Below are 22,675 nucleotides of genomic sequence, written 5' to 3' on the forward strand. Positions count from 1 at the left end.
CACCCCCACGGAAGCCGGCGCGGGCTCCGAGAGTGGTTCGGCACCGACGCCCGACCGGATGGGACCAGATCGCGCCGCAGCCACCCGTGATCTCGAGACAGGCGCCAGCGCGCCTTCCTCGACCACCGTGTGGTCGCCCGACCCGCGACAGCGGAGTCGGCGAGCCAGCCGCGGCCAGCCGGAGACGACCATCCCGGCCGCACCGCCCACAAGGCGCCCCAACCCCTACCCAGGCCGACCACAGTGCGCAGGAGTCGCAGGCCGACCCGGCGGCTGGGCGGCCGACTGCCACACCGGCGGCAGCGAGGCCAGGCGGAGTCGGCCAGCCAGCCGTGGGAGGCCGGAGACGACCAAATGAATCGAACCGCTGGAGTCTCGGGTCTCCAGCGGTTCGACGTGAGGAACTCTACTGACGCCCGGCCGATGGTCAACCGGTTGCGGACAACTCCAGCGAATTCGCCCCGGCCGGTCTAGGCCAGCGCCTGCAGCTGACGCAGGTGCTCGTCGAGGTCGCGGGCCTGGGAGGTGGCGTTGTGGACCGCCCACCGCACCGTGCCGTCGCGGTCGACGACGTACGACGAGCGCCGCGGGCAGCCGCGCTCCTCGTCGAGCACGTCGTAGGCCCGGGCGACCTCGCCGTGCGGCCAGAAGTCGCTGAGCAGGGGGAAGTTGAGCCCGTCCTGGTCGGCGAAGGCACGCAGCGCGAACATCGGGTCGCACGAGATGCCGAGCACCTCGGTGTCGAAGGTCATGAACTCGTCGAGCCGGTCGCGGATGCCGGACATCTCGCCGGTGCAGACGCCCGAGAACGCGTAGGGGTAGAACAGGATCGCGACGGCCTTGCGGCCCCGGTAGGCCGACAGCGTGACGTCCTGGCCGAACTGGTCGCGCAGGGTGAAGTCGGGGGCGGGGCCACCGAGCAGGAGGCCGCTCACCGGTCGCTCGACCCGCTGTCGTCCTGGGCGAGCTCGCGCTTGAGGACCTTGCCGGTGGCGTTGCGGGGCAGCTCGTCGAGGAAGACGATCACCCGGGGCACCTTGTAGCGGGCGAGGTTGCTCCTGACCCAGTCCTGGAGGTCGGCCTCGGTGACGTGGGCGTCGGCCTTGACGACCACGAACGCCTTGAGCCGCTTGCCGAAGTCGTCGTCGTCGATGCCGACGGCGGCCACCTCGGTGACGGCCTCGTGGCGGGCCAGGCAGTCCTCGACCTCCTGGGGGAAGACGTTCTCGCCGCCGGACACGATCATCTCGTCGTCGCGTCCCTCGACCATGAGCCGGCCGTCGTCGTCGAAGCGGCCCACGTCGCCGGTCGACATGAGGCCGTCGACGACCTCCTTGTGGCCGCCGCCGGTGTAGCCCTCGAAGAGCAGGCCGTTGCCGACGAAGATCCGCCCGGAGGCGCCCGCGGGCACCTCCGCGCCCTGGTCGTCGAGGATCTTGACGGTCGTGGCGTACGGCGGCCGCCCGGCCGTCGCGGGGTTGGCCCGCAGGTCGGCGGGGCCGGCGATGGCGGCGTAGGCCACCTCGGTCGAGCCGTACGTCGAGTAGAGGTGGTCTCCGAACTGGTCCATCCAGGTCAGCGCGAGGTCACCGGGCAGCGCGGACCCGGAGCTGGCCACGACGGTCAGCGAGCTGACGTCGTAGCGGTCCTGGGCCTCCTGCGGCAGGGCGAGGGTGCGCTGCAGCATCACCGGGATCACCGCGGCGGCCTCGCAGCGGTGCTGCTGGACGGTCTCCAGGAACGACTCGGGCTCGAAGCGCCGGCGCAGCACCACCGTGGAGCCGAGCAGCATCGACAGCGCTAGGTGGGCGTAGCCCCAGGTGTGGAACAGGGGCGCGGCGATGTGGACCCGCTGCCCGGCCTTGAGCGGGATCGACCCGAGCAGCGCGACGGCGGCCTCGACACCGGCCTCGCTGCGCGGGGCGCCCTTGGGCGTGCCCGTGGTGCCCGAGGTGAGGATGATCAGCCGCCCGTGGCGCGACGGGGGGTCGAGGTCCGGGGAGTCGTGCGACTCGATCAGCGACTCGAGCGTGGGGACGTCGCCGACGGTCGCGCCGTCGGTCCAGGCGACGACGCGGATGCCGACCGACGCCTGCGCCACCAGGTCGGTGAACTCCTCGTCGTAGATCAGCACCGTCGGCTGGTCGCGCTCGAGCACCTCGACGAGCTGGGGCCCGGCGAACGCGGTGTTGAGGTAGATGATGTCGGCGCCGAGCTTGGCCACCGCGATGCTGGCGTCGACGAAGCCGCGGTGGTTGCGGCACATGATCGCGACGCCGTCTCCCTCGCCCACACCGAGGTCACGCAGCGCATGCGCCAGGGAGTTGGACCGGGCGTGCAGCTCTCCCCAGGTGAGCTCGCCGAGCTCGTCGACGATGCCGACCTGGTCGGGCACCCGCAGCGCCAACGAGGTGAACCCGCCCGCGGGACCAGTGCCCCACGCCTTGAGCGTGCGGGCCAACCGGGCCAGCGTGAGCGGGGAGTAGGGGCGGATCACCCCAGCACCCCCGAGGACCTTCAACGAGGTGGCGGCAGCGGCGGCGCCGGACGTCAGCTTCTGGAGCACGACGTCACCTTAGACCTGGGCCCGGGCGCACCCGGGCCGGGCTCAGGCGACCGTCTTGGGCGCGACCAGGCGGGTCGCCGACCAGTCCTTGCTGACCGCGGCGGACGTCGTCTGCGACAGCCCCGCGATGGGTGCGGCCTCGGCGATGTCGGCGGCGTCGACCGAGTTGGGCCGGCCGATCTTGGGGGTCAGCAACCAGATCACCCCGCCGCCGACCAGGTCGGTCAGGGCCTCGACCAGGCCGTCGACCAGGTCGCCGTCCTCGTCGCGCCACCACAGCAGGACGGCGTCGACCACGTTGCCGTAGTCGGCGTCGACCATGTCGGCGTCGATCCCGTCCTCGATGGCGACCCGGAGGGCGTCATCGGTGTCGTTGTCCCAGCCGAGCTCTTGCACGACCAAGCCCTTGGTCAGGCCGAGCCTCTCGGCCGGACCCGTCTGGCCAGTTGGGGTTTGGGTGCCGCCACCGGCGGTCGAGCTCACGGGAGATTCCTCCTGAAGGAATGGGAGAGAAAGAAGAGGTTGTCGGGCGTAGTCCATCGGACTGGGGCGCAACCTGCAAGACCCGGGCGATCCGCGTCCCGGTGCTGGACACCGGCTGGACACGGGCTGGGCACCTCCGGGCGACCGGATGCCGGGGCTACCGGCAAGTAGGCCGGGCGTCTCATTCGCACGCCCGGATGCGTGCCAGGATGGCGGGGTGAGCGGCGAGACATCCACCTCCCCCGACCAGACCAGCCAGAGCGACGGACAGGCCGACCAGACCCGGTCGACTGCCCGCGCGGTGATCCACGAAGGGCTGCCCACCCAGCTGCCCGACATCGATCCCGACGAGACCCAGGACTGGCTCGACTCCTTCGACTCCATGCTCGACGAGCGCGGCCGCGAGCGTGCGCGCTACGTGATGCTGCGCCTGCTCGAGCGGGCTCGTGAGAAGCAGGTCGGCGTGCCCGCCCTGCGCAGCACCGACTACATCAACACGATCCCGCCCGAGCGCGAGCCGTGGTTCCCCGGCGACTACGAGGTCGAGCAGCGCATCCGCGCCTTCCTGCGCTGGAACGCCGCCGTGATGGTCTCCAGCGCCAACCGCAAGGGCCTGGAGGTCGGCGGTCACATCGCGACCTACCAGTCCTCGGCGTCGCTCTACGAGGTCGGCTTCAACCACTTCTTCCGCGGCAAGGACGCTCCCGGCGGGGGCGACCAGCTCTACATCCAGGGCCACGCCGCGCCGGGCATCTACGCCCGCGCCTTCCTCGAGGGCCGGCTCAGCGAGCAGCAGCTCTACCGCTTCCGCCAGGAGGTCCAGCACGGTCCGCACGCCGGGCTGTCGTCGTACCCGCACCCGCGGCTGATGCCGGAGTTCTGGGAGTTCCCGACGGTGTCGATGGGCCTGACGGCGATCAACTCGATCTACCAGGCGCGCTTCAACCGCTACCTCCACAACCGCGGTATCAAGGACACCTCCGAGCAGCGCGTGTTCGCGTTCCTCGGCGACGGCGAGATGGCCGAGCCCGAGTCGCTCGGCGCGATCCGGGTGGCTGCTCGCGAGGAGCTCGACAACCTCACCTGGGTCGTCAACTGCAACCTGCAGCAGCTCGACGGACCGGTCACCGGCAACGGCAAGATCATCCAGGAGCTCGAGGCCAACTTCCGTGGCGCCGGCTGGAACGTCATCAAGGTCATCTGGGGCCAGGGCTGGGACGCCCTGCTCGCCCGCGACGTCGACGGCGTGCTGGTCAACAAGATGAACACCACGCCCGACGGCGCGTTCCAGACCTACTCGGTCGAGGACGGCGCCTACGTGCGCGAGAACTTCTTCGGACCCGACCCCCGGCTGCGGCGGATGGCCGAGCACATGAGCGACTCGCAGATCCAGAAGCTCCCCCGCGGTGGCCACGACTACCGCAAGGTCTACGCCGCCTTCGACTCCGCCACCAAGCACGTCGGGCAGCCGACGGTGATCCTGGCCAAGACGATCAAGGGCTGGACGATCGACTCCCTGGAGGGCAAGAACGCCACCCACCAGATGAAGAAGCTCACCCCCGAGGACCTCAAGCGCTTCCGCGACCGGCTCAAGCTGCCGATCTCCGACCGCGACCTCGAGCGCTCCTACGAGGAGACCGGCTCCGCGCCGTTCTTCCACCCGGGCGAGAAGTCCCCCGAGATCGAGTACATGATGCAGCGCCGCGAGGCCCTGGGCGGCTCGGTGCCGCGCCGCGTCGTCCGTGCCAAGGCGCTCAAGCTGCCCGGCGACGCCGTCTACAGCGAGCTCACCAAGGGCGGCGGCAAGCACGCGGTCGCCACCACGATGGCCGTCGTCCGGCTGCTCAAGGACTGGATGAAGGACCCCGAGATCGGTCAGCGCCTGGTGCCGATCGCGCCCGACGAGTACCGCACGTTCGGCATGGACTCGATGTTCCCGAGCGCCAAGGTCTACAACCCGGGCGGCCAGCAGTACGAGTCGGTCGACCGCAAGCTGCTGCTGAAGTACACCGAGTCCGAGAAGGGCCAGATGCTGCACGAGGGCATCTCCGAGGCCGGCGCGATGGCCTCGGCGACCGCAGCCGGGTCGGCGTACTCCACCCACGGCGAGCACATGATCCCGTTCTACATCTTCTACTCGATGTTCGGGTTCCAGCGCACGGGCGACTCGATCTGGGCGATGGCCGACCAGCTGGCCCGGGGCTTCCTGATCGGGGCCACCGCCGGGCGGACCACGCTGACCGGCGAGGGCCTCCAGCACGCCGACGGCCACTCCCCGCTGCTCGCGGCGACCAACCCCGCGATCGTCCACTACGACCCGGCGTTCTCCTACGAGGTCGGCCACATCATGCGCTCGGGCCTCGAGCGGATGTACGGCGAGGGCGGCAGCGACGGCACCGGTGAGAACGTCATCTTCTACGTCACCGTCTACAACGAGCCGGTCGAGCAGCCCGCCCAGCCCGACGACGTCGACGTCGAGGGCATCCTGCGTGGCGTGCACCGGGTCTCCGTGGCCGAGGGCGAGGGGCCGCGCGTGCAGCTGCTGGCCTCCGGCGTCGGCTTCCCCTGGGTCAAGAAGGCCGCGCGCCTGCTGGCCGAGGAGTGGGGTGTACAGGCCGACACCTGGTCGGTCACGTCGTGGAACGAGCTGGCCCGCGACGCCGTCGCCGCCGAGGACCACAATCTCCTCCACGCCGACGACGCCCCCCGCGTGCCCTACGTGACGTCGAAGCTCGACGGCTCCGGCGGACCGTTCGTGGCCGTGTCCGACTACATGGCCGCGGTGCCGCTGCAGATCGCGCGCTGGGTCCCGGGCGACTACTGCGTCCTGGGCGCCGACGGCTTCGGCTTCGCCGACACCCGCCCCGCCGCCCGCCGGTTCTTCAAGATCGACGCCGAGTCGGTCGTCGTCCGCGCCCTGCAGGCGCTCGCCGACGCTGGCGAGATCGACCCGGCCCTGGTCGCCAAGGCCGCCCGCCAGTACCGCATCGACGACCCGATGGCTGTCGCCGACGTCAAGCAGGAGGGCGCCGGCGCCTGACGCCGGCCCCCGGGGCTCTCGGGGCCGCCCGCTCCCGCCCGGCACTTACTGACCGTCGTGACCACTACCTGACAGCTACAGCCGTCAGGTAGTGCATCGGACAGTCAGTAAGTGGCCGGGCCGGGCGGGCCGCAGCGTCAGACCACGACGACGGTGGTGCCGAGCGGGGCGAAGGCCCACAGCGCCTTGGCGTCGGGGGTGGACTGGCGGATGCAGCCGTGGGACCGGGGGGTGCCGAGCTCGGCGCGGCTCTGGACGACGCGGCCGTCGTCGACGGGGATCGTGTGGAAGCCGATCGCGGCACCCGACGGACCGCGGGTGAAGCGGACGAACCACTGCATGGTGCCGGAGTCGTCGATGCCGACGGCGTTCTCGGAGCGGGAGTAGACCTCGTAGGTGCCGGGGTCGAGGTTGTCGGTGACGCTGCCCGACACCAGGTAGGTGCGTCGGATGGCCCCGGTGCTCGACACCAGCCAGACCCGCTGCCGGTCCTCGCTGAAGACGACCCGACGGCCGGTCCCGGACCGGGCCGGCAGCGTCTTGTCGTCGGCCGGGTCGACCCGGGCCGGTGTCTGAGTGGTCGGCTCGGACGTCGGCTTCGCAGCGGGCTCGTCCGGCAGCTCGACCGGCGCCGCGGCACCGACCCTGGTGTCGGCGACGTTCACCCCGGTCGCCGAGGCGGTCGTCCGGATGGCGGAGACGAGGACATCGGTACGGTCGCGGCCGTCGCTGTCGGCGGCCGAGGGCAGCACGCCCACCCCGCCGAGCAACGCGACCGCGGTCGTCAGCAGCGACACCGTCAGCACGACGATGCGGCCGTAGTGGGTCTGGTGGTGCTGCGGGGGCTCGGAGCGGTGGCGGCTCATCGCGACCTCACCGAGCCGCTCGGGTGACCAGGTTGGCGGCCACCTGTCGGTACGCCGCGGCGCCCTTGCTGCTGCGGCTGGTCGACAGGATCGACCGGCCCGCGGCCGGGGCCTCGGCGAACTTGATGGTCTTGGGGATCGGCGGCTCGACGACCTCGAGGTCGTAGGTCTCCGAGATCGTCTCGAGCACGGTCCGGGCGTGGGTGGTGCGGCCGTCGTAGAGCGTCGGCAGCACGCCCCACACCTCGAGCTCACGGTTGGTGAACCGGCGTACGTCGTGGACGGTGTCGAGGAGCTGGCCGACACCACGGTGCGACAGGGTCTCGCACTGCAGCGGGATGAGGACCCCGTCGGCGGCGGTGAGCGCGGCGACGGTCAGCACGCCCAGCGACGGCGGGCAGTCGAGCAGGATCCAGTCGAAATGGACGCCCTTGGCGGCGAGGTCCTCGAGCATCGAGCGCAGCACGTGCTCACGGCCGGTACGGGTGAGCAGGTCGGCCTCGGCGCGGGCCAGCTCGATCGTGGCCGGCAGCAGCGAGACGCCGTCGTCGGTCTCGACGATGACCTCGGTCGGGTCGAGGCCCTTGGTGAGCACCTGGTGGACGGAGAGCTCGAGGTCCTCGGGATCGATGCCGAGGGAGAACGTCAGGCAGGCCTGCGGGTCGAGGTCGACCAGGAGCACCGCATGACCCAGCTCGGCCAACGCGGCACCGATCGAGGCGACACTGGTCGTCTTGGCGACGCCGCCCTTCTGGTTGGCGATCGCGAGGGTGGTGCTCGGCGGGCTCATCCCGGGTCATTGTGCCCGACCGACCGCGTCGAGGGCAGGCGACACGGCGTGGTCCGAGGTCCGGTGCGCGATCACCGGAGCAGGTCCTGGGCGTCCCTGGTTGGATCACAGCCATGCCCACCGCACTCGTCACCGGCGCGACCGCCGGCATCGGCCACGCCTTCGCCGTCCACCTCGCCCGCCGCGGCCACGACCTGGTCCTGGTCGCCCGCGACGGCTCCCGGCTCGAGGACGTCGCGGCCACCCTGCGCACCGACCACGACGTCGACGTCGAGACCCTCGTGGCCGACCTCGTCGTCCCCGACGACCTGCTCCGCGTGGAGGACCGGCTGCGCGACGTCTCCCGCCCGGTCGACCTGCTGGTCAACAACGCCGGGTTCGGGCTCAAGAAGCGGTTCCTCGACAACTCCGTCGGCGAGGAGGCCGCCATGCTCGGCGTCCTGGTCACCGCCGTCCTGCGCCTCAGCCACGCCGCGCTCGGACCGATGACCGAGCGTGGCAGCGGCGGCGTCATCAACGTCTCGAGCGTCGCGGCCTTCCTCCCCCGTGGCACGTACGCCGCCGCCAAGGCCTGGGTCAACAGCTTCAGCGAGTGGGCCGCCACCGAGTACCGCAGCCAGGGCGTCACCGTGATGGCACTGTGCCCGGGGTTCACCAAGACCGAGTTCCACGAGCGGATGCAGGTCAAGCGCGGCGACAGCTTCATGTGGCTCGACGTCGACTTCCTCGTCGACAAGGCCCTCAAGGACTTTGACAAGGGTCGCGCCCTGTCGATCCCCGGCGCCCACTACAAGGCCATCGCGGGCCTGACCCGGCTCATCCCCTCTCGCGCCCTGCAGACCTACCAGTCCATCGGCCGCAAGTAGCCGACAGACCGGCCCCCGGCGTCGGTCGAGGTGCGAGGAGCCCCGGCGACGAGCCTCGAGACCACCCCAGCCGGCAGACCGACCCCCGGTGGAACGTCCGGCTGCGGTGGTCTCGACGCGCCTGCTCAGGAGCGGCGCTCGTGCCTCGCGCGGTCCTGAGCATCACCCCACGTCGGTCGAGGTGCGAGGAGCCCCAGCGACGAGCCTCGAGACCACCCCAGCCGGCAGACCAGCCCCGGTAGGACGTCCGGCTGCGGTGGTCTCGACGCGCCTGTCGCGGGTTCGTTCCTCACCCGCGACGCTTGCTCGACCCTTCGGCGCCCACGCCGTCCGCTCGTTCCTCGCGACCGGCTGCGCCTCACCCCTCGCCGGCGATGAAGGCTCGGACCGCGTCGGCGACGAGCTGGACGGCGATCGCGGAGAGCAGCAGGCCGGCGATGCGGGTGACGAGCAGGACCCCGCTCTCGCGGATCACCTTGAGGATCGGCAGCGAGAAGCGCATCGCCGCCCAGAGGCTGGCGTGCACCGCGACGATGCCGAGCGCGACCGCGGCGAAGGTCGACCAGCCGTCGACGTCCTCGACGAACAGCATCGTCGCCACGATGGCGCCGGGCCCGGCGAGCAGCGGGGTGCCGAGCGGCACGAGCGCGACGTTGGTGCCCGCCGCGGCGGTGGGCTCCTTCTCGTTGCCGGTCAGCAGCTCGAGGGCGACCAGGAGCAGCAGCAGGCCGCCGGCGCACTGCAGCGCCGGCAGCGAGATGTGGAGGTAGGACAGGATCTGCTGGCCGAAGAAGGCGAAGACCGTGATCACCAGGAACGACACGGCGACGGCCTGCCAGGCCGCGCGCTTGGCCGCAGCGGGCGAGCGGCCGTTGGTGAGGGACAGGAAGATCGGCACGGTGCCGACGGGGTCCATGATCACGAAGAGCGTCACGAAGACCTCGACGAGCAGCACGGTGTCGAGGACCGAGCTCATGACCCGACGACCTGGGGCGTCTTACGGCCGGACGCGGCCGAGGCGGCCGCCGCCCGCTCGAGCAACCGCGCGTACTGCTCCGGGTCGGTGGTGTTGACGCCGAGCCCGTGGTCGACCTTGCCCAGGCCGTGGTGGTCGCTGGACCCGGTGGCGACGAGGTCGAGGGCGCCGGCGATGGCACGCAGCTCGGCACGGGCGTCGGCGTCGTGGTCCTGGTGGTCGACCTCGATGCCGGCCAGGCCGACCTCGGCCAGCCGGCCGAGCTCGGCCACGGGCAGCGTGTCGCGACGCCCCCGTCCCCACGGGTGGGCGATGACGCTGGCGCCGCCTGCCTCGGCGACGAGGCGGATCGCGGTGGTGAGCGGGGTCGCGTAGCGGTCGACGTACGCCGGGCGCCCGGGGTTGAGGTAGCGCTCGAAGGCCTCGTCGCGCGAGGCCACCTCGCCCCGGCGTACGAGTGCGTCGGCGACGTGGGGTCGCCCGGGCACCTCGGCGACGATCTCGTCGGCGTGCAGGTCGATGCCGAGCCGGCGCAGCGCGGCCAGGATCGCCGGCGCACGCGATCCGCGACCGTCCAGCACCCGGGCCAGCTCGGCTGCGAGACCGGGGTGGGTCGGGTCGGGCAGGTAGGCCAGCAGGTGCACGCCGCGGCCGTGGTGGTGGGTGCTGAGCTCCATGCCGCGCACCAGGCCGATGCCGGTCTCGCGGGCCGCGGCCACCGCCTCGTCCCACCCGGCGGCGGTGTCGTGGTCGGTCAGGGCCAGGACGTCGAGTCCCGCCTCGTGGGCCGCGCGCACGAGCTCGGTCGCGGTCTGGGTGCCGTCGCTGACGACCGAGTGGGTGTGGAGGTCGATGCGCACCGGCCAACTCTACGGAGAGCCGCGCTCACCAGGCGGGAGCGGGACCGCCGAACGGCAGCTCGACCAGGTGCGGACCCGCCTGCGAGGCGTCGCGCAGGAACCAGTCGTTGCGCAGCAGCAGGATCGCGGACGCCGGACGGAGCACCAGCCACAGCCAGCGCCCGTCGGCCTCCCCCGCGACCACCGAGCGGTCCCACTCGGCGGTGGCGGCGCTCGTCGACACCGGCCACAGCGGCACGACCTGGCGGTCGAGACGCACCCGCACGCTCGGGGGCCCGTCGCCCAGGTCGGCGCCGGGATCGTCGTGGGCCGTGCCGGCGATCCGGGCCCCGAGGCCGGTCCCGGCCTCCTCGGTCACCACGATGACGTCGACCGGCCCGTCGAGCTCGCTGGGTCCCGACGAGCAGGTCATGGTCGCGCGGGCCCGGTCGGGGTCGGCCCCCACGGCGGCGAAGTCGCTGACGCTCCACCCCGGGCTCAGCGGCCAGGGCAGGTAGGTCGGCACCGACGACGAGCGACGCAGGTGGTCGGCGAAGGCGTCGTACGACGGCTCCGCGGGACGCCACAGCGGCTCGATCTCGGCGTGCTCGACGCACACCCAGCCGGCCGGGGTCTCGGTGACCGGGGCGGCGCAGCGGGGGCACCCGATCAGCAGGGACATGGCCCTACGGTCCTGTCCGCCACCGGCAGGAGTCAAGCGTTCCAGCGCCGGACGACGGGGGCGCCGCGGTCCTCACCGAGCACCGACACCGTCGCGGTGTCGAGGTGGAAGTGTCGGCCGTCGGCCACGGGCAGGCCGAGCCAGCGGGCGGCCAGCACCCGCAGCGAGTGACCGTGGGCGAAGGCCAGCACCGGCCCGTCGGCGGCCCGGGCCCGGGCGACGATGCGGTCGAGCCGGGCGCCGACCTCGTCGGGCGACTCCCCCGGCGACTCGCCGTCGGGGCAGCCGTCGGTCCAGATCGACCACCCGGGCGCACCCTCGCGGATGTCGGGCGTGGTGACGCCCTCGTAGGCGCCGTAGGCCCACTCGGCCAGGTCGTCGTCGACCTCGGCGTCGGCGAACCCCGCCAGCTGCGCCGTACGACGCGCCCGCAGCCGCGGACTGGTCAGCACGAGCACGGGGTCGACGTCGGCCAGGCGCGGCGCGAGGGCCCGGGCGTCGTCCTCGCTGTCGGGCAGCAGCGGCAGGTCGGTGATCGACGTGTGCCGCCCGTTGCGGCTCCACTCCGTCGGTCCGTGCCGGACGACCCAGAGCTCACCCTCGTGTTCAGCCACGGTCAGGAGTCTGCCAGCACCACCACCCGGTCCCCCGCACCGACGTCGAGGACCGAGGACTTGTCGGGGTTGACGGTGACCTGCTGACCGGTCTTGAAGCCGATCGCGGTCTCGCCGCGGCGGGTGGCACCGGCCACGACCGTCGCCCAGGAGACCTGGCCCGGGCGCACGTAGAGGTCGGCCGGGCGCAGGTAGACCTCGGCGCCCTCGTCGCCGAGGAGCTGGTCGAAGACCGCCTCGAGACGCTGGTCCTCGGAGAGCTGGGTGACGAGCAGGCTGATGATCTCGCCGCTCACCACGACGTCGTCGACCTGCGCGACCTCGGCGAGGACCCGGTTGCGGTCGTCGAGCATCTCGCTGACGACCGGGGTCGAGACGCCCAGCCGGCCGAGGATGTCGCGCACGTGGAGCAGCGTGACGAGCGTCTTGGCGTCGGCGGCCTGCTGCTCGAGGTGCTCGGAGTAGCAGAGCACCATCACCTGGTCGAGGTCGGCGGTGACGTGCCGGTCGAGCGTGGCCCGGTCGGTCGTCGGGCCGGCCTGCACGGTCACCGCGAGGTGCTCGAGCGGGGGCAGCTCGGAGGCGAGGTCGTCGCCGTACGACGTGAGGACGGTGAGGGTCGAGCCGGCGGGCGCGTACTTGTCGAGCTCGCGCAGCACGATCGGGGCCCGCTCGTTCCAGCCGACGAGCAGCGCCTGGGTGGGCTCGGGCTCGCTCTCGACAGCCGTGCCCAGGGCGCCGAGGTCGGGGCGGGTCGTCGAGCGCGGCGAGGCGGCCAACCCGTCGTCGTCCTCGGCGACCAGGATCAGCGTGCGGTGGCCGATCACGGTGTCGGGGGCCGGGTTGAGGACGGGACCGCCCGGGTCCACGACCCCGATGACCGAGGCCTCCTCGAACGCCAGCTGCGCCTCGGCGTACGTCGAGCCCGCGAGGTCGGGTGCGTCGAGGAAGTAGATCTCGTCGCCGTCGTAGTCGAACAGCTCGACGTAGACCGCGGCGGCCCCGGACTGCCGCGACGTCTGCACCAGCAGCTTGGCGACGGTGTCGCGGATGTCGAGGAGCACCGTGCGGTCGGTGCCGACCAGGCGCGCGGCCTCGAGGTTGGACGGGTTGCGGATCTCCGCGACGATGCGCGGGCCCTCGGCCTCGGGAACCTCGCCGGTGCGGTGGGTCAGCGCCAGCAGGGCCTTGATGACCTCGCTGTCGGGGTCCTCGGACTCGGGCGAGAGCAGGATGACCGAGCGGGCCGTCGTGGGGCTGCTCAGCCCCAGGTCGTCGACGTCCATCGGCGAGCCCGACCGGCAGATCACGCGGGTGCCGCGCAGGTCGGGCACCTTGGCACGCAGGGCGTCCTCCATCTCGACCTTGTCGCGGGGGGCGAGCACCACCACGACCGGACGGCGGCGGCTCTCGTTGGCGATCGTGAGCTCGCTGATGATGGTGAAGATCGAGTCGGACCAGCCGAGGATCACGGTGTGGTCGGCCTCGATGACGACCGACCGGCCGCGGCGCAGCTCGGCCAGCTTCTCGTCGATGCCGGCGGCGATCACGCCGATGAGGGCGCTGACGATGAACAACCCGGCCAGCGTCAGGGCGAGCATGGTGAGCAGGAACTGCCACGACCCGGTGTCACCGCCGATGAAGCCGGCGTCGAGGGCGTGGTTGAGGCTGAGGAAGAGCTCCTTCCAGAACCCCTCGTCGCTGTCGCCGCGCAGACCGGTGAGGGTGGTGATGACCGCGAAGGCGACGATCAGGACCAGCGTGACCACCGCGAGCCAGGCCACCAGCGCCGGCGTGCCCCGCGACATCGAGTTGTCGAACGCGTAGCGCAGCCGGTCGGCCAGGCTCGATCGCGGTTCGCGGGCCGCCGCGGTGGGCTGGGCGCTGCCGGCCGCACGGGCGCCGACCTTCTTGGCGGTGCGGCTGCGCAGCTGCTGGGACGTCTTGGGCATGAGCGCATCGTGACGGACCGACGACGGGTCGGACTGCCGTTCGGCCGAATTGGGAGCCCGTCCGTGCCACGATCCTCCGGTGAGCCCGCTCGTGCAGCACCGTCGCGCCGCTGCCGCGGCGTTCGCCAGTCAGGGGCTGGTCTTCATCAGCCTGACCACCCGCCTGCCCGACACCGCCGACCGGTGGGACCTCGGCGAGCTCGAGCTGTCGGCACTGCTGCTGATGATGGTGCTGCTCGCCGGGGCCGGGTCGGTGCTCGCCGAGCGCCTGGCCGCCACCCGCGACAGCGCGCTGGTGCTCCGCGCGGGGCTGTTGCTGACGGCGGTCGCCGTACCCGCGCTGCTGCTGGCGCCCGTGGTCGCCGGCTTCGTCGTCGGGCTCGCGGCGTACGGCGTCGCGCTGGGTCTCGTCGATGCGACCACCAACATGCAGGCGGTGGCCGTCGAGCACGCGGCCGGGCGGCCCCTGCTCCCGTCGTTCCACGCGGCCTGGACCCTCGGGGGGCTGCTCGGTGCCGGCCTGACCCTCGCGACCTCGGGCCTGCCCGACCGGGCCGGGGCCGCGGTCGCCGTCGTCCCGCTGGTGGTCGCCTTCGGCGCGTTCGTGACCCGGGCCGAGGTGCCCGGCACGGCGGTCGCGCTCGACGACGCCGTCCCGTGGCGCCCGATCCTGCTGGTCGGGCTCGGCATGGTCGTCTTCTACATGGTCGACACCGCCGCCACCACGTGGGGCGCGACCTACCTCGACCGCACCGTCGTGGCCCCCGAGCGCCTGGTGGCGCTGGCGACGCTGCCCTACCTGGGTGCGAGCCTGGTCGTGCGCCTGGCCGGGGACGGCCTGGTCGCGCGGCACGGCGTCGTGCCGGTGCTGCGCGTCGGCACCGTCGTGGGCTGCCTCGGCCTGGTCACGGTGGTGGCGGCGCCGACCTGGCCGGTGGCGGTGCTGGGGTTCGCGATCACCGGTGCCGGCATGGCGGTGGTCGCCCCGCTCAGCTTCTCCGCCGCGGGCCGGATCGCCGGCGGGTCACCGTCACGCACCGATGCCGTGGTGGCCCGCTTCAACCAGTTCAACTACGCCGGGGCCCTGGTGGGCGCGGTCCTCACCGGCGTCGTCGGCAGCGGCTCGCTGCGGTTCGGCTTCGCCGTACCGGCCGTGCTGGTGCTCGCCCTGCTGCCGCTGGCCCGGGCGTTCGCCGCCGAGGTGCCGGGCCGCAGCGGGTCTCAGACGGTCTGAGGACCGGGCCAGTTCTTGTCCGGCTGCGGGACGGGGCGACCGGGCTGCTCGCCACCGCGCGCCTGCAGGTAGCTGTCCTTGGGCACCATCACCTTGCGGCGGAAGACGCACACGACCTTGCCGTCCTGGTTGTAGCCGATGGTCTCGACGTAGACGACCCCGCGGTCGTCCTTGCTCCTGCTCTCGGTCTTGTCGAGCACGGTGGTCTCGCCGTAGAGCGTGTCGCCGTGGAACGTCGGCGCGACGTGGCGCAGCGACTCGACCTCGAGGTTGGCGATCGCCTTGCCCGAGATGTCGGCGACCGACATGCCGAGCAGGATCGAGTAGACGTAGTTGCCCACCACGACGTTCTTGCCGAACTGCGTCGTCTTCTCGGCGTAGTTGACGTCGAGGTGGAGCGGGTGGTGGTTCATCGTGAGCAGGCAGAAGAGGTGGTCGTCGGCCTCGGTGACCGTCTTGCCGGGCCAGTGCTTGTAGGTCGCACCGACCTCGAACTCCTCGTAGCTTCGACCGAACTGCACGACTGGCTCCTGACCTCGTCTGGGGTACGACGGGGGTCAGTCTGGCAGGGCGTGACCGGCGGCAGTCTCGAGGGCCGTGATGCGGTCGAGCTGACGCTGCGGTGGTTTCGACTCGCGGTCGCGACCTCGTTCCTCGGTCGCGCGCTCGCTCAACCCTCCGCTTGCGCGACCCGGCCTCGTTCCTCGGCCGGCTCGCTACGCTCCGCCACCGCCGGCCTTGCGCCGGTGCATCTTCGGCCCGCCGGCGGCGACCTCGGAGCCGTGGGCCTTCTCGTGGAGCGGCGCGTCCTCGTGGACGCCCTTCTCCTTGCGGTTCTTGCGGTCGAGCGCCTCGCGCATCTTGGCCTTCAGGTCCTCGTTGGCGTCGGTCATGCCTCCACCTTGGCACTCCCCTGGTCATCCGTCGACGGGGTTGCTGCTCAGACGGACAGCCAGTCGACAGGGACGCCGTGGGCCCGAGACCGCGCCAGGAACCGCGACTCCGCGCCCGGCCAGGTGCGCAGCACCAGCCAGAACTGGCGGTCCTCCTCGGGCGTACGGCGCCGCGGCTCGAGGCTCAGGTGGGCCAGGGGCGTCTGCGCGGTGGCCTGCGCCCCCAGCTCGTCGAGGCAGGTGAGGACCTCGTCCTGCTCGGCTCGGTCGAGGTACTGCCACATCACGCTGTGCCAGACCACGGTGACCAGGCCGTCGGCCAGCGAGAGGCCCCGGACCAGCTCGCGGGCACTCTCGCGGCGCAACGTCACCGGCGTGTCGGCCGCCACTCGCAGCGCCCCGCGCAGGCGCTCGTGGCGCGCCGTCTGGTCGGGCCAGACGTAGGCGGTCAGGGTGAGCCGGCCGGCCGTGGTCGCCACGTCGACCGGCATCACGTCGGAGCCGATCCGCTCCACGACCCGAGGCCAGCGGGCGTCGGGATCGGTCCATGGCCCCGGCCCGGTCCACGCGCCCTCGAGTCGCACCGGAGACCCCTGGTCGCCGTACGCCACATCCGCGTCGTCGACGTACGAGTAGCGGTCGGCGAGCAGGTTGAGCCCGCCGGAGGACCCGATCTCGAGGAGTCGCAGCGGGAGGTCGGTCCGCCGGGTGATCTCGAGCAGCCCGGCCATCAGCGCGGCGGACCGCCCGACCTCGTTGGTCTGCGGCGGCCGGTCGAGCCACTCGCCCACGGCGTCGGGCTCGTCGGCGACGAGTGCCCGGAACGCCTCCCAGCACCCCTCCGGCTCCCAGGTGCCGCCCACGCTCGGGTAGTACGCCGCCAGCGCACCCGCCCGGCGCTCGAGCACCAGGCGATGCACCGAGCCCGCCAGCCGCAGCGCCAGCGCCGACGGACCGGCCATGCCCTCGTGCCCAGCGAGCACGCGCGCGAACGGCGCGGCCGCCTCGCCGCCCTGGTGCAGCGCGTCCGCGACGCGGCCCAGCAGGTCGGCGTACATCGGGGAGCCGAGGTGGCCGCACGCCTCGGCCTGGCTACGGAACGCGTCCTCGAGGTCCATGCGACCAGCCTGCACCACCCCACGTCGGTCGAGGTGCGAGGCCGGCCACGGCCGAGCCTCGAGACCACCCCAGCCGACGATCCCGGGTCGACCTGAGGCTGCGGGGTCTCGAGGCTCGTCGCTAGCGCTCCTCACACCTCGACCGGCGTCGTGTGCGTCAGCCCTTGAGCTTGTAGTCCTTCAGCAGCGAGCGCCCGATGATCATCTTCTGGATGTCGGCGGTGCCCTCGCCGATCAGCATGAACGCGGCCTCGCGGTAGAGGCGCTCGATCTCGTACTCCTTGGAGTAGCCGTAGCCGCCGTGGATGCGGAAGGAGTCCTGGACGACCTCGTTGCAGTACTCCGCAGCGAGGTACTTGGCCATGCCCGCCTCGACGTCGTTGCGCTCGCCCTTGTCCTTGATGCGGGCCGAGCGGACCATCATCGCGTGGGCGGCCTCGACCTTGGTCGCCATCTCCGCGAGGCGGAACAGGATCGCCTGGTGCTCGGCGATCGGCTTGCCGAAGGTCTCGCGCTGCTGGGCGTAGGCGATGGCCAGCTCGAAGGCCCGGTTGGCGATGCCGCAGGCCCGGGCCGCGACGTTGACGCGGCCGACCTCGACGCCGTCCATCATCTGGTAGAAGCCCTTGCCGGGCTCCCCGCCGAGAATCTGCTCGGCCGCGACCTGGTGGCCCTCGAGGACCATCTCGGTGGTGTCGACGCCCTTGTAGCCCATCTTGTCGATCTTGCCGGGGATGGTGAGCCCGGGCGCGGTCTCGCCGAAGCCGGCCTCCTTCTCGAGCAGGAACGTCGTCATGTTCTTGTAGACGCTGTCGCTGCCCTCGTCGGTCTTGACCAGGGTCGCGACCAGGGTGGAGGTGCCGCCGTTGGTCAGCCACATCTTCTGGCCGTCGATCGTGTAGTCGCCGGCGTCGCCCCGCACGGCCTTGGTCTTGATCGCCGCGACGTCGGAGCCCAGCCCCGGCTCGGACATCGAGAACGCCCCGCGGACCTCGCCGGTGGCCATCCGCGGGAGGTACTTCTGCTTCTGCTCGTCGGTGCCGTGCTGCATCAGCAGGTAGGCCACGATGAAGTGGGTGTTGATGACCCCCGAGACGCTCATCCAGCCGCGGGCGATCTCCTCCACGCACAGGGCGTAGGTCAGCAGCGACTCGCCGAGGCCGTCGTACTCCTCGGGGATCATCAGCCCGAAGATGCCGAGCTCCTTGAGCCCGTCGACGATCTCCTGGGGGTACTCGTCGGCGTGCTCCAGCTCCGTGGCGACCGGGAGGATCTTGTCCTCCACGAACGTGCGGACCGCCTTGAGGATCTCGGTCTGGTCTTCGGTGAGGCCTTCGGTCTCGCAGAGGCGACCCATGATGGGTCCTTTCTCGTCGGGGCTGTCGATGTCGGCGCAGTGTTACCGGTCGGTAATCCTGCTGGACACGGTAGACGCGCGGGCCACCCCGTCCGGGCGGACCCATGGTGAGATGCGTCACCGCGGATCGCGCCGGCGTCGACCGTAGCGTCCTGACCGAGCACGACCCGGCAGGTGGTTGAATCGTCGCGGACCGAGACGACCGAGGAGGCCGCGTGAGCAGCACACCCAACCGCGTGTACGCCGCCCGGCTGGTCGGGCTCCCCATCTTCGACCCCCAGGGCGACCAGGTCGGCAAGGTGCGCGACATCGTCGTGACCATGCGCTCCGAGGCGAGCCAGCCGCGCGTGCTCGGCCTGGTCGGCGAGGTCTTCGGGCGCCGCCGGGTCTTCGTGCCGATGACCCGGGTCACCAACGTCGACAGCGGCCAGGTCTACACGACCGGGCTGCTCAACATGCGCCGCTTCGAGCAGCGCTCGACCGAGACGCTCGTGATCGGCCAGATGCTCGACCGGCACGTGACGATCCCCCACGGCTCGAGCAACGACGTCCGCATCGCCGGCACCGTCTACGACGTCGCGATGGAGCAGGGCCGCACCCGCGACTGGGTGCTCAGCCGGGTCGCGGTGCAGGAGCCGGCCAAGGCGCTGCGCCGGCGCGGCCAGACCCACGTCGTCGAGTGGCGCGACGTGCAGGGCCTGACCCGGCCAGGCGGCGAGACGCAGGGCGCGACCGCCCTGCTCCACGCCCTCAACGAGATGCGTCCCGCCGACGCCGCGACGATGATCCACGACCTGCCGCTGGAGCGCCGTACGGCGGTGGTGGCCGCCCTCGACGACGAGCGACTGGCCGACGTGCTCGAGGAGCTGCCCGAGGAGGACCAGGTCGCCATCCTCGAGCGGCTCGACGCCGAGCGCGCCGCCGACGTCCTCGAGGAGATGTCGGCCGACGACGCCGCCGACCTGATCGCCGACCTGCCGCCCGAGACCGCCGAGATCCTGCTCGACCTGATGGAGCCCGAGGAGGCCGAGGACGTCCGGCGCCTGATGTCCTACGTCGAGAACACCGCGGGCGGGATGATGACCCCCGAGCCCGTGGTGCTCGGCACCGACGCGACCGTCGCCGACGCCCTCGCCCACGTGCGCAACCCCGACCTGACGCCGGCGCTGGCGGCCCTGGTCTACGTCTGCCGCCCGCCGCTCGAGACCCCGACCGGCCGGCTCATCGGCGTCGCCCACATCCAGCGGCTGCTGCGCGAGCCCCCGTCGAGCCTGGTGGCCGGCGCGCTCGACGACTCCATGGAGAACCTGCGCCCCGAGGCCACCATCGACCAGGTGGCCGCCCACCTGGCGACCTACAACCTCGTGTGCGCCCCCGTGGTCGACGAGAACGGCCACCTGCTCGGCGCCGTCACCGTCGACGACCTGCTCGACCACATGCTGCCCACCGGGTGGCGTGACCAGGCCCTGAGCAGCTCCGGGGGCCGCGGCCGTGGCTGAGCGCTCCGACCGCTCCGGTCGCCTCGACACCCCCCGCGACAACCGACGTCAGATCGTCCGGCGACCGGCCTACGACTCCGACGCCTTCGGGGTGTTCGCCGAGCAGTTCGCGCGCTTCATGGGCACCGCGACGTTCCTGATCTACATGACCCTGTTCGTGGTCGCCTGGGTCGGGTGGAACGCGCTCGCGCCGGGCGACGCACAGTGGGACGGCTACCCGTTCATCTTCCTCACCCTGATGCTGAGCCTCCAGGCGTCGTACGCCGCCCCGCTGATCCTGCTCGCGCAGAACCGTCAGGAGCAGCGCGACAAGGTGGTCAACGAGCAGGACCGCCAGGCCAACGCGCGTGCGCACGCCGACATGGAGTTCCTGGCCCGCGAGGTCGCCTCGCTGCGCATGGCCGTCGGCGAGGTCGCGACCCGCGACTACGTGCGCGGCGAGCTGCGCTCGCTGCTCTCCGAGCTCGACGACCGGGTCGAGGACGTCGCGCACCGGGTGCTCGACCGGCGCCAGGGGCTGAGCGACGACGCCGAGGGCGGTTCCGCGACCCCCCACTCGTAGACTGGGGACATCATGACCGCACCCACTCGCGAGCAGCTCGACGCCGCTCTGGCCACCGTCAACGACCCCGAGATCAAGCGACCGATCACCGAGCTGGGGATGGTCGACTCGGTCGAGATCGACGAGGCCGGCATCGTCCACCTCACGGTGCTGCTCACCGTCGCGGGGTGCCCCCTCAAGGACACGATCACCCGTGACGTCACCGGGGCCCTCACGCCGCTCGACGGCGTCACCGGCGTCGACCTCACCCTCGGGGTAATGACCGCCGAGCAGCGCTCCGGCCTGCGCGAGACGCTGCAGGGCGGTCAGGCGCAGCGCGAGATCCCGTTCTCCCAGCCGGGCAACCTGACCAAGGTCTTCGCCGTGGCCAGCGGCAAGGGCGGCGTCGGCAAGTCGTCGGTGACCGTCAACCTCGCGATCGCGATGGCCAAGCAGGGCCTGCGGGTCGGCGTGCTCGACGCCGACGTCTACGGCCACTCGGTGCCCGCCATGCTCGGCGTCGCCGACTCGCGTCCCACCCAGGTGGACGACCTGATCATGCCGGTGCCGACGGCCTCCGGCGTCTCGGTCATCTCGATCGGCATGCTCAAGCCGCGTCGCGACCAGGTGGTCGCCTGGCGCGGCCCGATGCTCGACCGGGCCCTGGTGCAGATGCTCTCCGACGTGTTCTGGGGCGACCTCGACGTCCTCCTGCTCGACCTGCCCCCGGGCACCGGTGACGTCGCCATCTCCCTGGGCCAGCACCTGCCTGGCGCCGAGGTCGTGGTCGTCACGACCCCGCAGGAGGCCGCCGCCGAGGTCGCCGAGCGCGCCGGCACGATGGCCTCGATGATGCACCAGCGCGTGGTCGGCGTCGTCGAGAACATGAGCTACCTGCCCTGCCCGCACTGCACCCCGGCGGGCCCCGACCACGCCGACCACCGCATCGAGATCTTCGGCTCCGGTGGCGGCGACCGCGTCGCGGCGACCCTCGGGCAGCGGTTCGGCTACGACGTGCCGGTCCTGGGCCGGGTGCCGATCGACATCTCCCTGCGCGAGGGCGGCGACGTCGGCAAGCCCATCGTCGAGTCCGACCCCACGGCCCCGGCGGCGCTCGAGCTGACCTCGATCGCCGACCAGCTGTCCGGTCGCAGCCGCGGGCTGGCCGGCATGCAGCTGGGCCTCACCCCGAGCAGTAGGTTCTGACCCATGACCGGCCCGTCGCCCCTGCTCATCGGCGACGTCGGCTTCGGCGAGCTGATGGTCATCGCCCTGGTCGCCGTGCTGGTCTTCGGGCCTGACAAGCTGCCCGAGCTCGCCAAGCAGGCCGGGGCACTCCTGCGCCAGGCCCGCGCGTTCGCCAACTCCGCGCGCGACGACCTGCGCGAGGAGCTCGGCCCCGAGTACGCCGACCTCGAGCTGCGCGACCTCGACCCGCGCGCCATCGTGCGCAAGCACATCGTGGAGGCCATGGAGGACGCCGGCGACGAGGCCACCAAGCCCAAGAAGCGGGGCCTGCGCCCGCTCCTCGAGGGCGAGACGCCGCCGTACGACCTCGAGAGCACCTGACCGAGGGACGAGGTCAGGTGCTCTGACGGAGGTCGAGCGAGCCGTCGTGCCCTGAGCCTGCGGACGGAGACGCGCCAGCGGCTCCGTCGACGGTGATCGAGCGAGCCGTCGTGCCCTGAGCCTGCGAAGGGCACGAACCGGCGTGTCGAGATCTCTGGCCGGACGCTGCCAGGTCTCGACGCCGCTGAGTCACACTTCCCGGCTCTGCACCGCCGCCACCGCGTCGTAGGCCACCAGGACCACCCGGGCGGGCTCCCCCTCGAGCACCTCCACGAAGTCCGCACCGACCCGGCGCAGGGCCCCGTCGTGGCGCCCCCCGTCGAGGCGGTGCACCACGCACCGCTCCCCCGCGTCGGCCAGGCGGCGCAGGGCCGACCCGAGCCCCAGCCGCGCCACCGGTGACCACGCGACCTCCGGCACCGCGCGGTCCGAGGCCCCCTCGACGGCCATGATCGCGGCCAGCCGGACGATCCAGTCCTGGGCGGGCCCGGCGAGCAGGCACCACCCGTCCGCGACCCGTTCGAGTCGTCCCGCCAGGGTTCCGACGCCGGCGACCAGCAGGGTGAGGTCGAGGTCGACGGAGGCCATCAGCCGGGTCGACAGCGCCACCTGCTGGTACTCCGACCGCTCGCGGTCGGCCAGCTCGGGAGCCCGATCGGCGTCGTAGAGCGCTCCGGCCCGTTCCTCGAGGTCGTCGAGGAAGGCGAACAGCTCGTCCTCCCACGCCATGGGATGACTGTATGACGCGGGGCCGAACCTGTGGACAAACGATTGACGAAGGCGTTCAACA

At 72.0% G+C, this 22,675-nt stretch carries 22 protein-coding genes; 7 read left to right on the forward strand and 15 right to left on the reverse strand.

The window, feature by feature from the left end; translation table 11 throughout:
- Positions 1–470 precede the first annotated feature (470 nt).
- Genes FJQ56_RS01880 through FJQ56_RS01890 form a run of 3 tightly spaced genes read right to left on the reverse strand, consistent with a single transcriptional unit; the run spans position 471 to position 3,049 of the window.
- Positions 471–935 carry a peroxiredoxin gene (locus FJQ56_RS01880; protein WP_140007503.1) on the reverse strand — a complete coding sequence of 155 codons (465 nt, stop codon included), beginning with the start codon at positions 933–935 and terminating at the stop codon, positions 471–473.
- On the reverse strand, positions 932–2,566 hold the full coding sequence (locus tag FJQ56_RS01885; RefSeq protein ID WP_140007504.1) for an AMP-binding protein: 1,635 nt from the start codon (positions 2,564–2,566) through the stop codon (positions 932–934). The genes FJQ56_RS01880 and FJQ56_RS01885 overlap by 4 nt, the downstream gene beginning before the upstream one ends.
- Before the next feature lie 42 nt (positions 2,567–2,608).
- The gene (locus FJQ56_RS01890; protein WP_281284651.1) at positions 2,609–3,049 is read right to left on the reverse strand and encodes a DUF3052 domain-containing protein; all 441 of its coding nucleotides are present in this window, start codon (positions 3,047–3,049) and stop codon (positions 2,609–2,611) included.
- Between the two features lie 301 nt (positions 3,050–3,350).
- On the opposite strand from FJQ56_RS01890, the gene aceE reads away from it, so the two are divergent.
- On the forward strand, positions 3,351–6,089 hold the full coding sequence (gene aceE, locus FJQ56_RS01895; RefSeq protein WP_246084099.1) for a pyruvate dehydrogenase (acetyl-transferring), homodimeric type: 2,739 nt from the start codon (positions 3,351–3,353) through the stop codon (positions 6,087–6,089).
- A gap of 137 nt (positions 6,090–6,226) precedes the next feature.
- Here the strand turns inward: aceE and FJQ56_RS01900 are convergent, their stop codons facing one another.
- Both FJQ56_RS01900 and FJQ56_RS01905 read right to left on the reverse strand, forming a co-directional pair.
- Complete coding sequence (locus FJQ56_RS01900; RefSeq protein WP_140007507.1) at positions 6,227–6,955, reverse strand: L,D-transpeptidase; 729 nt, start codon at positions 6,953–6,955, stop codon at positions 6,227–6,229.
- Positions 6,956–6,962: 7 nt separating this feature from the next.
- The gene (locus tag FJQ56_RS01905) at positions 6,963–7,745 is read right to left on the reverse strand and encodes a ParA family protein (protein WP_140007508.1); all 783 of its coding nucleotides are present in this window, start codon (positions 7,743–7,745) and stop codon (positions 6,963–6,965) included.
- A 113-nt stretch (positions 7,746–7,858) separates the two neighbouring features.
- On the opposite strand from FJQ56_RS01905, the gene FJQ56_RS01910 reads away from it, so the two are divergent.
- Complete coding sequence (locus FJQ56_RS01910) at positions 7,859–8,611, forward strand: SDR family NAD(P)-dependent oxidoreductase (RefSeq protein WP_140007509.1); 753 nt, start codon at positions 7,859–7,861, stop codon at positions 8,609–8,611.
- Positions 8,612–8,969: 358 nt separating this feature from the next.
- Here the strand turns inward: FJQ56_RS01910 and FJQ56_RS01915 are convergent, their stop codons facing one another.
- From FJQ56_RS01915 to FJQ56_RS01935, 5 genes are read right to left on the reverse strand one after another with little or no spacing between them, the layout of a single operon-like run.
- Entirely contained in the window at positions 8,970–9,587 is a 618-nt protein-coding gene (locus FJQ56_RS01915) for a MarC family protein (RefSeq protein ID WP_140007510.1), read from the reverse strand.
- Positions 9,584–10,447: a PHP domain-containing protein gene (locus FJQ56_RS01920; protein ID WP_140007511.1), complete on the reverse strand. Its 864-nt coding sequence runs from the start codon at positions 10,445–10,447 to the stop codon at positions 9,584–9,586. Before FJQ56_RS01920 ends, FJQ56_RS01915 begins: the two co-directional genes overlap by 4 nt.
- 25 nt (positions 10,448–10,472) lie before the next feature.
- Positions 10,473–11,108 (reverse strand): DUF6758 family protein, encoded by a 636-nt coding sequence (locus tag FJQ56_RS01925; protein ID WP_170215225.1) that lies wholly within the window; start codon positions 11,106–11,108, stop codon positions 10,473–10,475.
- Positions 11,109–11,140: 32 nt separating this feature from the next.
- Positions 11,141–11,722: a histidine phosphatase family protein gene (locus FJQ56_RS01930; RefSeq protein ID WP_140007512.1), complete on the reverse strand. Its 582-nt coding sequence runs from the start codon at positions 11,720–11,722 to the stop codon at positions 11,141–11,143.
- Positions 11,723–11,724: 2 nt separating this feature from the next.
- A complete protein-coding gene (locus FJQ56_RS01935) occupies positions 11,725–13,674 on the reverse strand; it encodes a CASTOR/POLLUX-related putative ion channel (RefSeq protein ID WP_140007513.1) in 1,950 nt (649 codons plus the stop codon).
- Between the two features lie 79 nt (positions 13,675–13,753).
- Between FJQ56_RS01935 and FJQ56_RS01940 the strand changes: the two genes are divergently transcribed.
- On the forward strand, positions 13,754–14,908 hold the full coding sequence (locus FJQ56_RS01940; RefSeq protein WP_140007514.1) for an MFS transporter: 1,155 nt from the start codon (positions 13,754–13,756) through the stop codon (positions 14,906–14,908).
- On the opposite strand, the gene FJQ56_RS01945 is transcribed toward FJQ56_RS01940, so the two are convergent.
- The 4 genes from FJQ56_RS01945 to FJQ56_RS01955 all read right to left on the reverse strand — a co-directional run bounded on the left by FJQ56_RS01945 (position 14,896) and on the right by FJQ56_RS01955 (position 18,276).
- Positions 14,896–15,429 (reverse strand): MaoC family dehydratase, encoded by a 534-nt coding sequence (locus FJQ56_RS01945; protein ID WP_140007515.1) that lies wholly within the window; start codon positions 15,427–15,429, stop codon positions 14,896–14,898. The genes FJQ56_RS01940 and FJQ56_RS01945 overlap by 13 nt on opposite strands.
- Positions 15,430–15,624: 195 nt before the next feature.
- Positions 15,625–15,801, reverse strand: coding sequence for a DUF5302 domain-containing protein (locus FJQ56_RS21960; RefSeq protein WP_170215226.1), 177 nt, complete (start codon positions 15,799–15,801; stop codon positions 15,625–15,627).
- A gap of 47 nt (positions 15,802–15,848) precedes the next feature.
- Positions 15,849–16,919: a DUF2332 domain-containing protein gene (locus tag FJQ56_RS01950; protein WP_140007516.1), complete on the reverse strand. Its 1,071-nt coding sequence runs from the start codon at positions 16,917–16,919 to the stop codon at positions 15,849–15,851.
- Between the two features lie 157 nt (positions 16,920–17,076).
- On the reverse strand, positions 17,077–18,276 hold the full coding sequence (locus FJQ56_RS01955) for an acyl-CoA dehydrogenase family protein (RefSeq protein WP_140007517.1): 1,200 nt from the start codon (positions 18,274–18,276) through the stop codon (positions 17,077–17,079).
- A 215-nt stretch (positions 18,277–18,491) separates the two neighbouring features.
- On the opposite strand from FJQ56_RS01955, the gene FJQ56_RS01960 reads away from it, so the two are divergent.
- Genes FJQ56_RS01960 through FJQ56_RS01975 form a run of 4 tightly spaced genes read left to right on the forward strand, consistent with a single transcriptional unit; the run spans position 18,492 to position 21,885 of the window.
- Positions 18,492–19,775: a magnesium transporter MgtE N-terminal domain-containing protein gene (locus FJQ56_RS01960; protein ID WP_140007518.1), complete on the forward strand. Its 1,284-nt coding sequence runs from the start codon at positions 18,492–18,494 to the stop codon at positions 19,773–19,775.
- Positions 19,768–20,337 carry a DUF1003 domain-containing protein gene (locus FJQ56_RS01965; RefSeq protein WP_140007519.1) on the forward strand — a complete coding sequence of 190 codons (570 nt, stop codon included), beginning with the start codon at positions 19,768–19,770 and terminating at the stop codon, positions 20,335–20,337. The genes FJQ56_RS01960 and FJQ56_RS01965 overlap by 8 nt, the downstream gene beginning before the upstream one ends.
- A 12-nt stretch (positions 20,338–20,349) precedes the next feature.
- Complete coding sequence (locus FJQ56_RS01970; RefSeq protein WP_140007520.1) at positions 20,350–21,522, forward strand: Mrp/NBP35 family ATP-binding protein; 1,173 nt, start codon at positions 20,350–20,352, stop codon at positions 21,520–21,522.
- A gap of 3 nt (positions 21,523–21,525) precedes the next feature.
- Positions 21,526–21,885 carry a sec-independent translocase gene (locus FJQ56_RS01975; protein ID WP_140007521.1) on the forward strand — a complete coding sequence of 120 codons (360 nt, stop codon included), beginning with the start codon at positions 21,526–21,528 and terminating at the stop codon, positions 21,883–21,885.
- A 189-nt stretch (positions 21,886–22,074) separates the two neighbouring features.
- Here FJQ56_RS01975 and FJQ56_RS01980 read toward each other — a convergent pair whose 3' ends face one another.
- Positions 22,075–22,614, reverse strand: coding sequence for a hypothetical protein (locus tag FJQ56_RS01980; protein WP_140007522.1), 540 nt, complete (start codon positions 22,612–22,614; stop codon positions 22,075–22,077).
- Positions 22,615–22,675 lie beyond the last annotated feature (61 nt).

This window comes from Nocardioides plantarum, assembly GCF_006346395.1.
Classification (GTDB): Bacteria; Actinomycetota; Actinomycetes; order Propionibacteriales; family Nocardioidaceae; genus Nocardioides; species Nocardioides plantarum.

Excerpts from the sequence above, each read along its gene's own strand:
- FJQ56_RS01900 (WP_140007507.1), bottom strand. The coding sequence starts at position 6,955 with ATGAGCCGCCACCGCTCCGAGCCCCCGCAGCACCACCAGACCCACTAC.
- FJQ56_RS01905 (WP_140007508.1), bottom strand. The coding sequence starts at position 7,745 with ATGAGCCCGCCGAGCACCACCCTCGCGATCGCCAACCAGAAGGGCGGC.
- FJQ56_RS01910 (WP_140007509.1), top strand. The coding sequence starts at position 7,859 with ATGCCCACCGCACTCGTCACCGGCGCGACCGCCGGCATCGGCCACGCC.
- FJQ56_RS01915 (WP_140007510.1), bottom strand. The coding sequence starts at position 9,587 with ATGAGCTCGGTCCTCGACACCGTGCTGCTCGTCGAGGTCTTCGTGACG.
- FJQ56_RS01925 (WP_170215225.1), bottom strand. The coding sequence starts at position 11,108 with ATGTCCCTGCTGATCGGGTGCCCCCGCTGCGCCGCCCCGGTCACCGAG.
- FJQ56_RS01935 (WP_140007513.1), bottom strand. The coding sequence starts at position 13,674 with ATGCCCAAGACGTCCCAGCAGCTGCGCAGCCGCACCGCCAAGAAGGTC.
- FJQ56_RS21960 (WP_170215226.1), bottom strand. The coding sequence starts at position 15,801 with ATGACCGACGCCAACGAGGACCTGAAGGCCAAGATGCGCGAGGCGCTC.
- FJQ56_RS01950 (WP_140007516.1), bottom strand. The coding sequence starts at position 16,919 with ATGGACCTCGAGGACGCGTTCCGTAGCCAGGCCGAGGCGTGCGGCCAC.
- FJQ56_RS01955 (WP_140007517.1), bottom strand. The coding sequence starts at position 18,276 with ATGGGTCGCCTCTGCGAGACCGAAGGCCTCACCGAAGACCAGACCGAG.
- FJQ56_RS01970 (WP_140007520.1), top strand. The coding sequence starts at position 20,350 with ATGACCGCACCCACTCGCGAGCAGCTCGACGCCGCTCTGGCCACCGTC.
- FJQ56_RS01975 (WP_140007521.1), top strand. The coding sequence starts at position 21,526 with ATGACCGGCCCGTCGCCCCTGCTCATCGGCGACGTCGGCTTCGGCGAG.
- FJQ56_RS01980 (WP_140007522.1), bottom strand. The coding sequence starts at position 22,614 with ATGGCGTGGGAGGACGAGCTGTTCGCCTTCCTCGACGACCTCGAGGAA.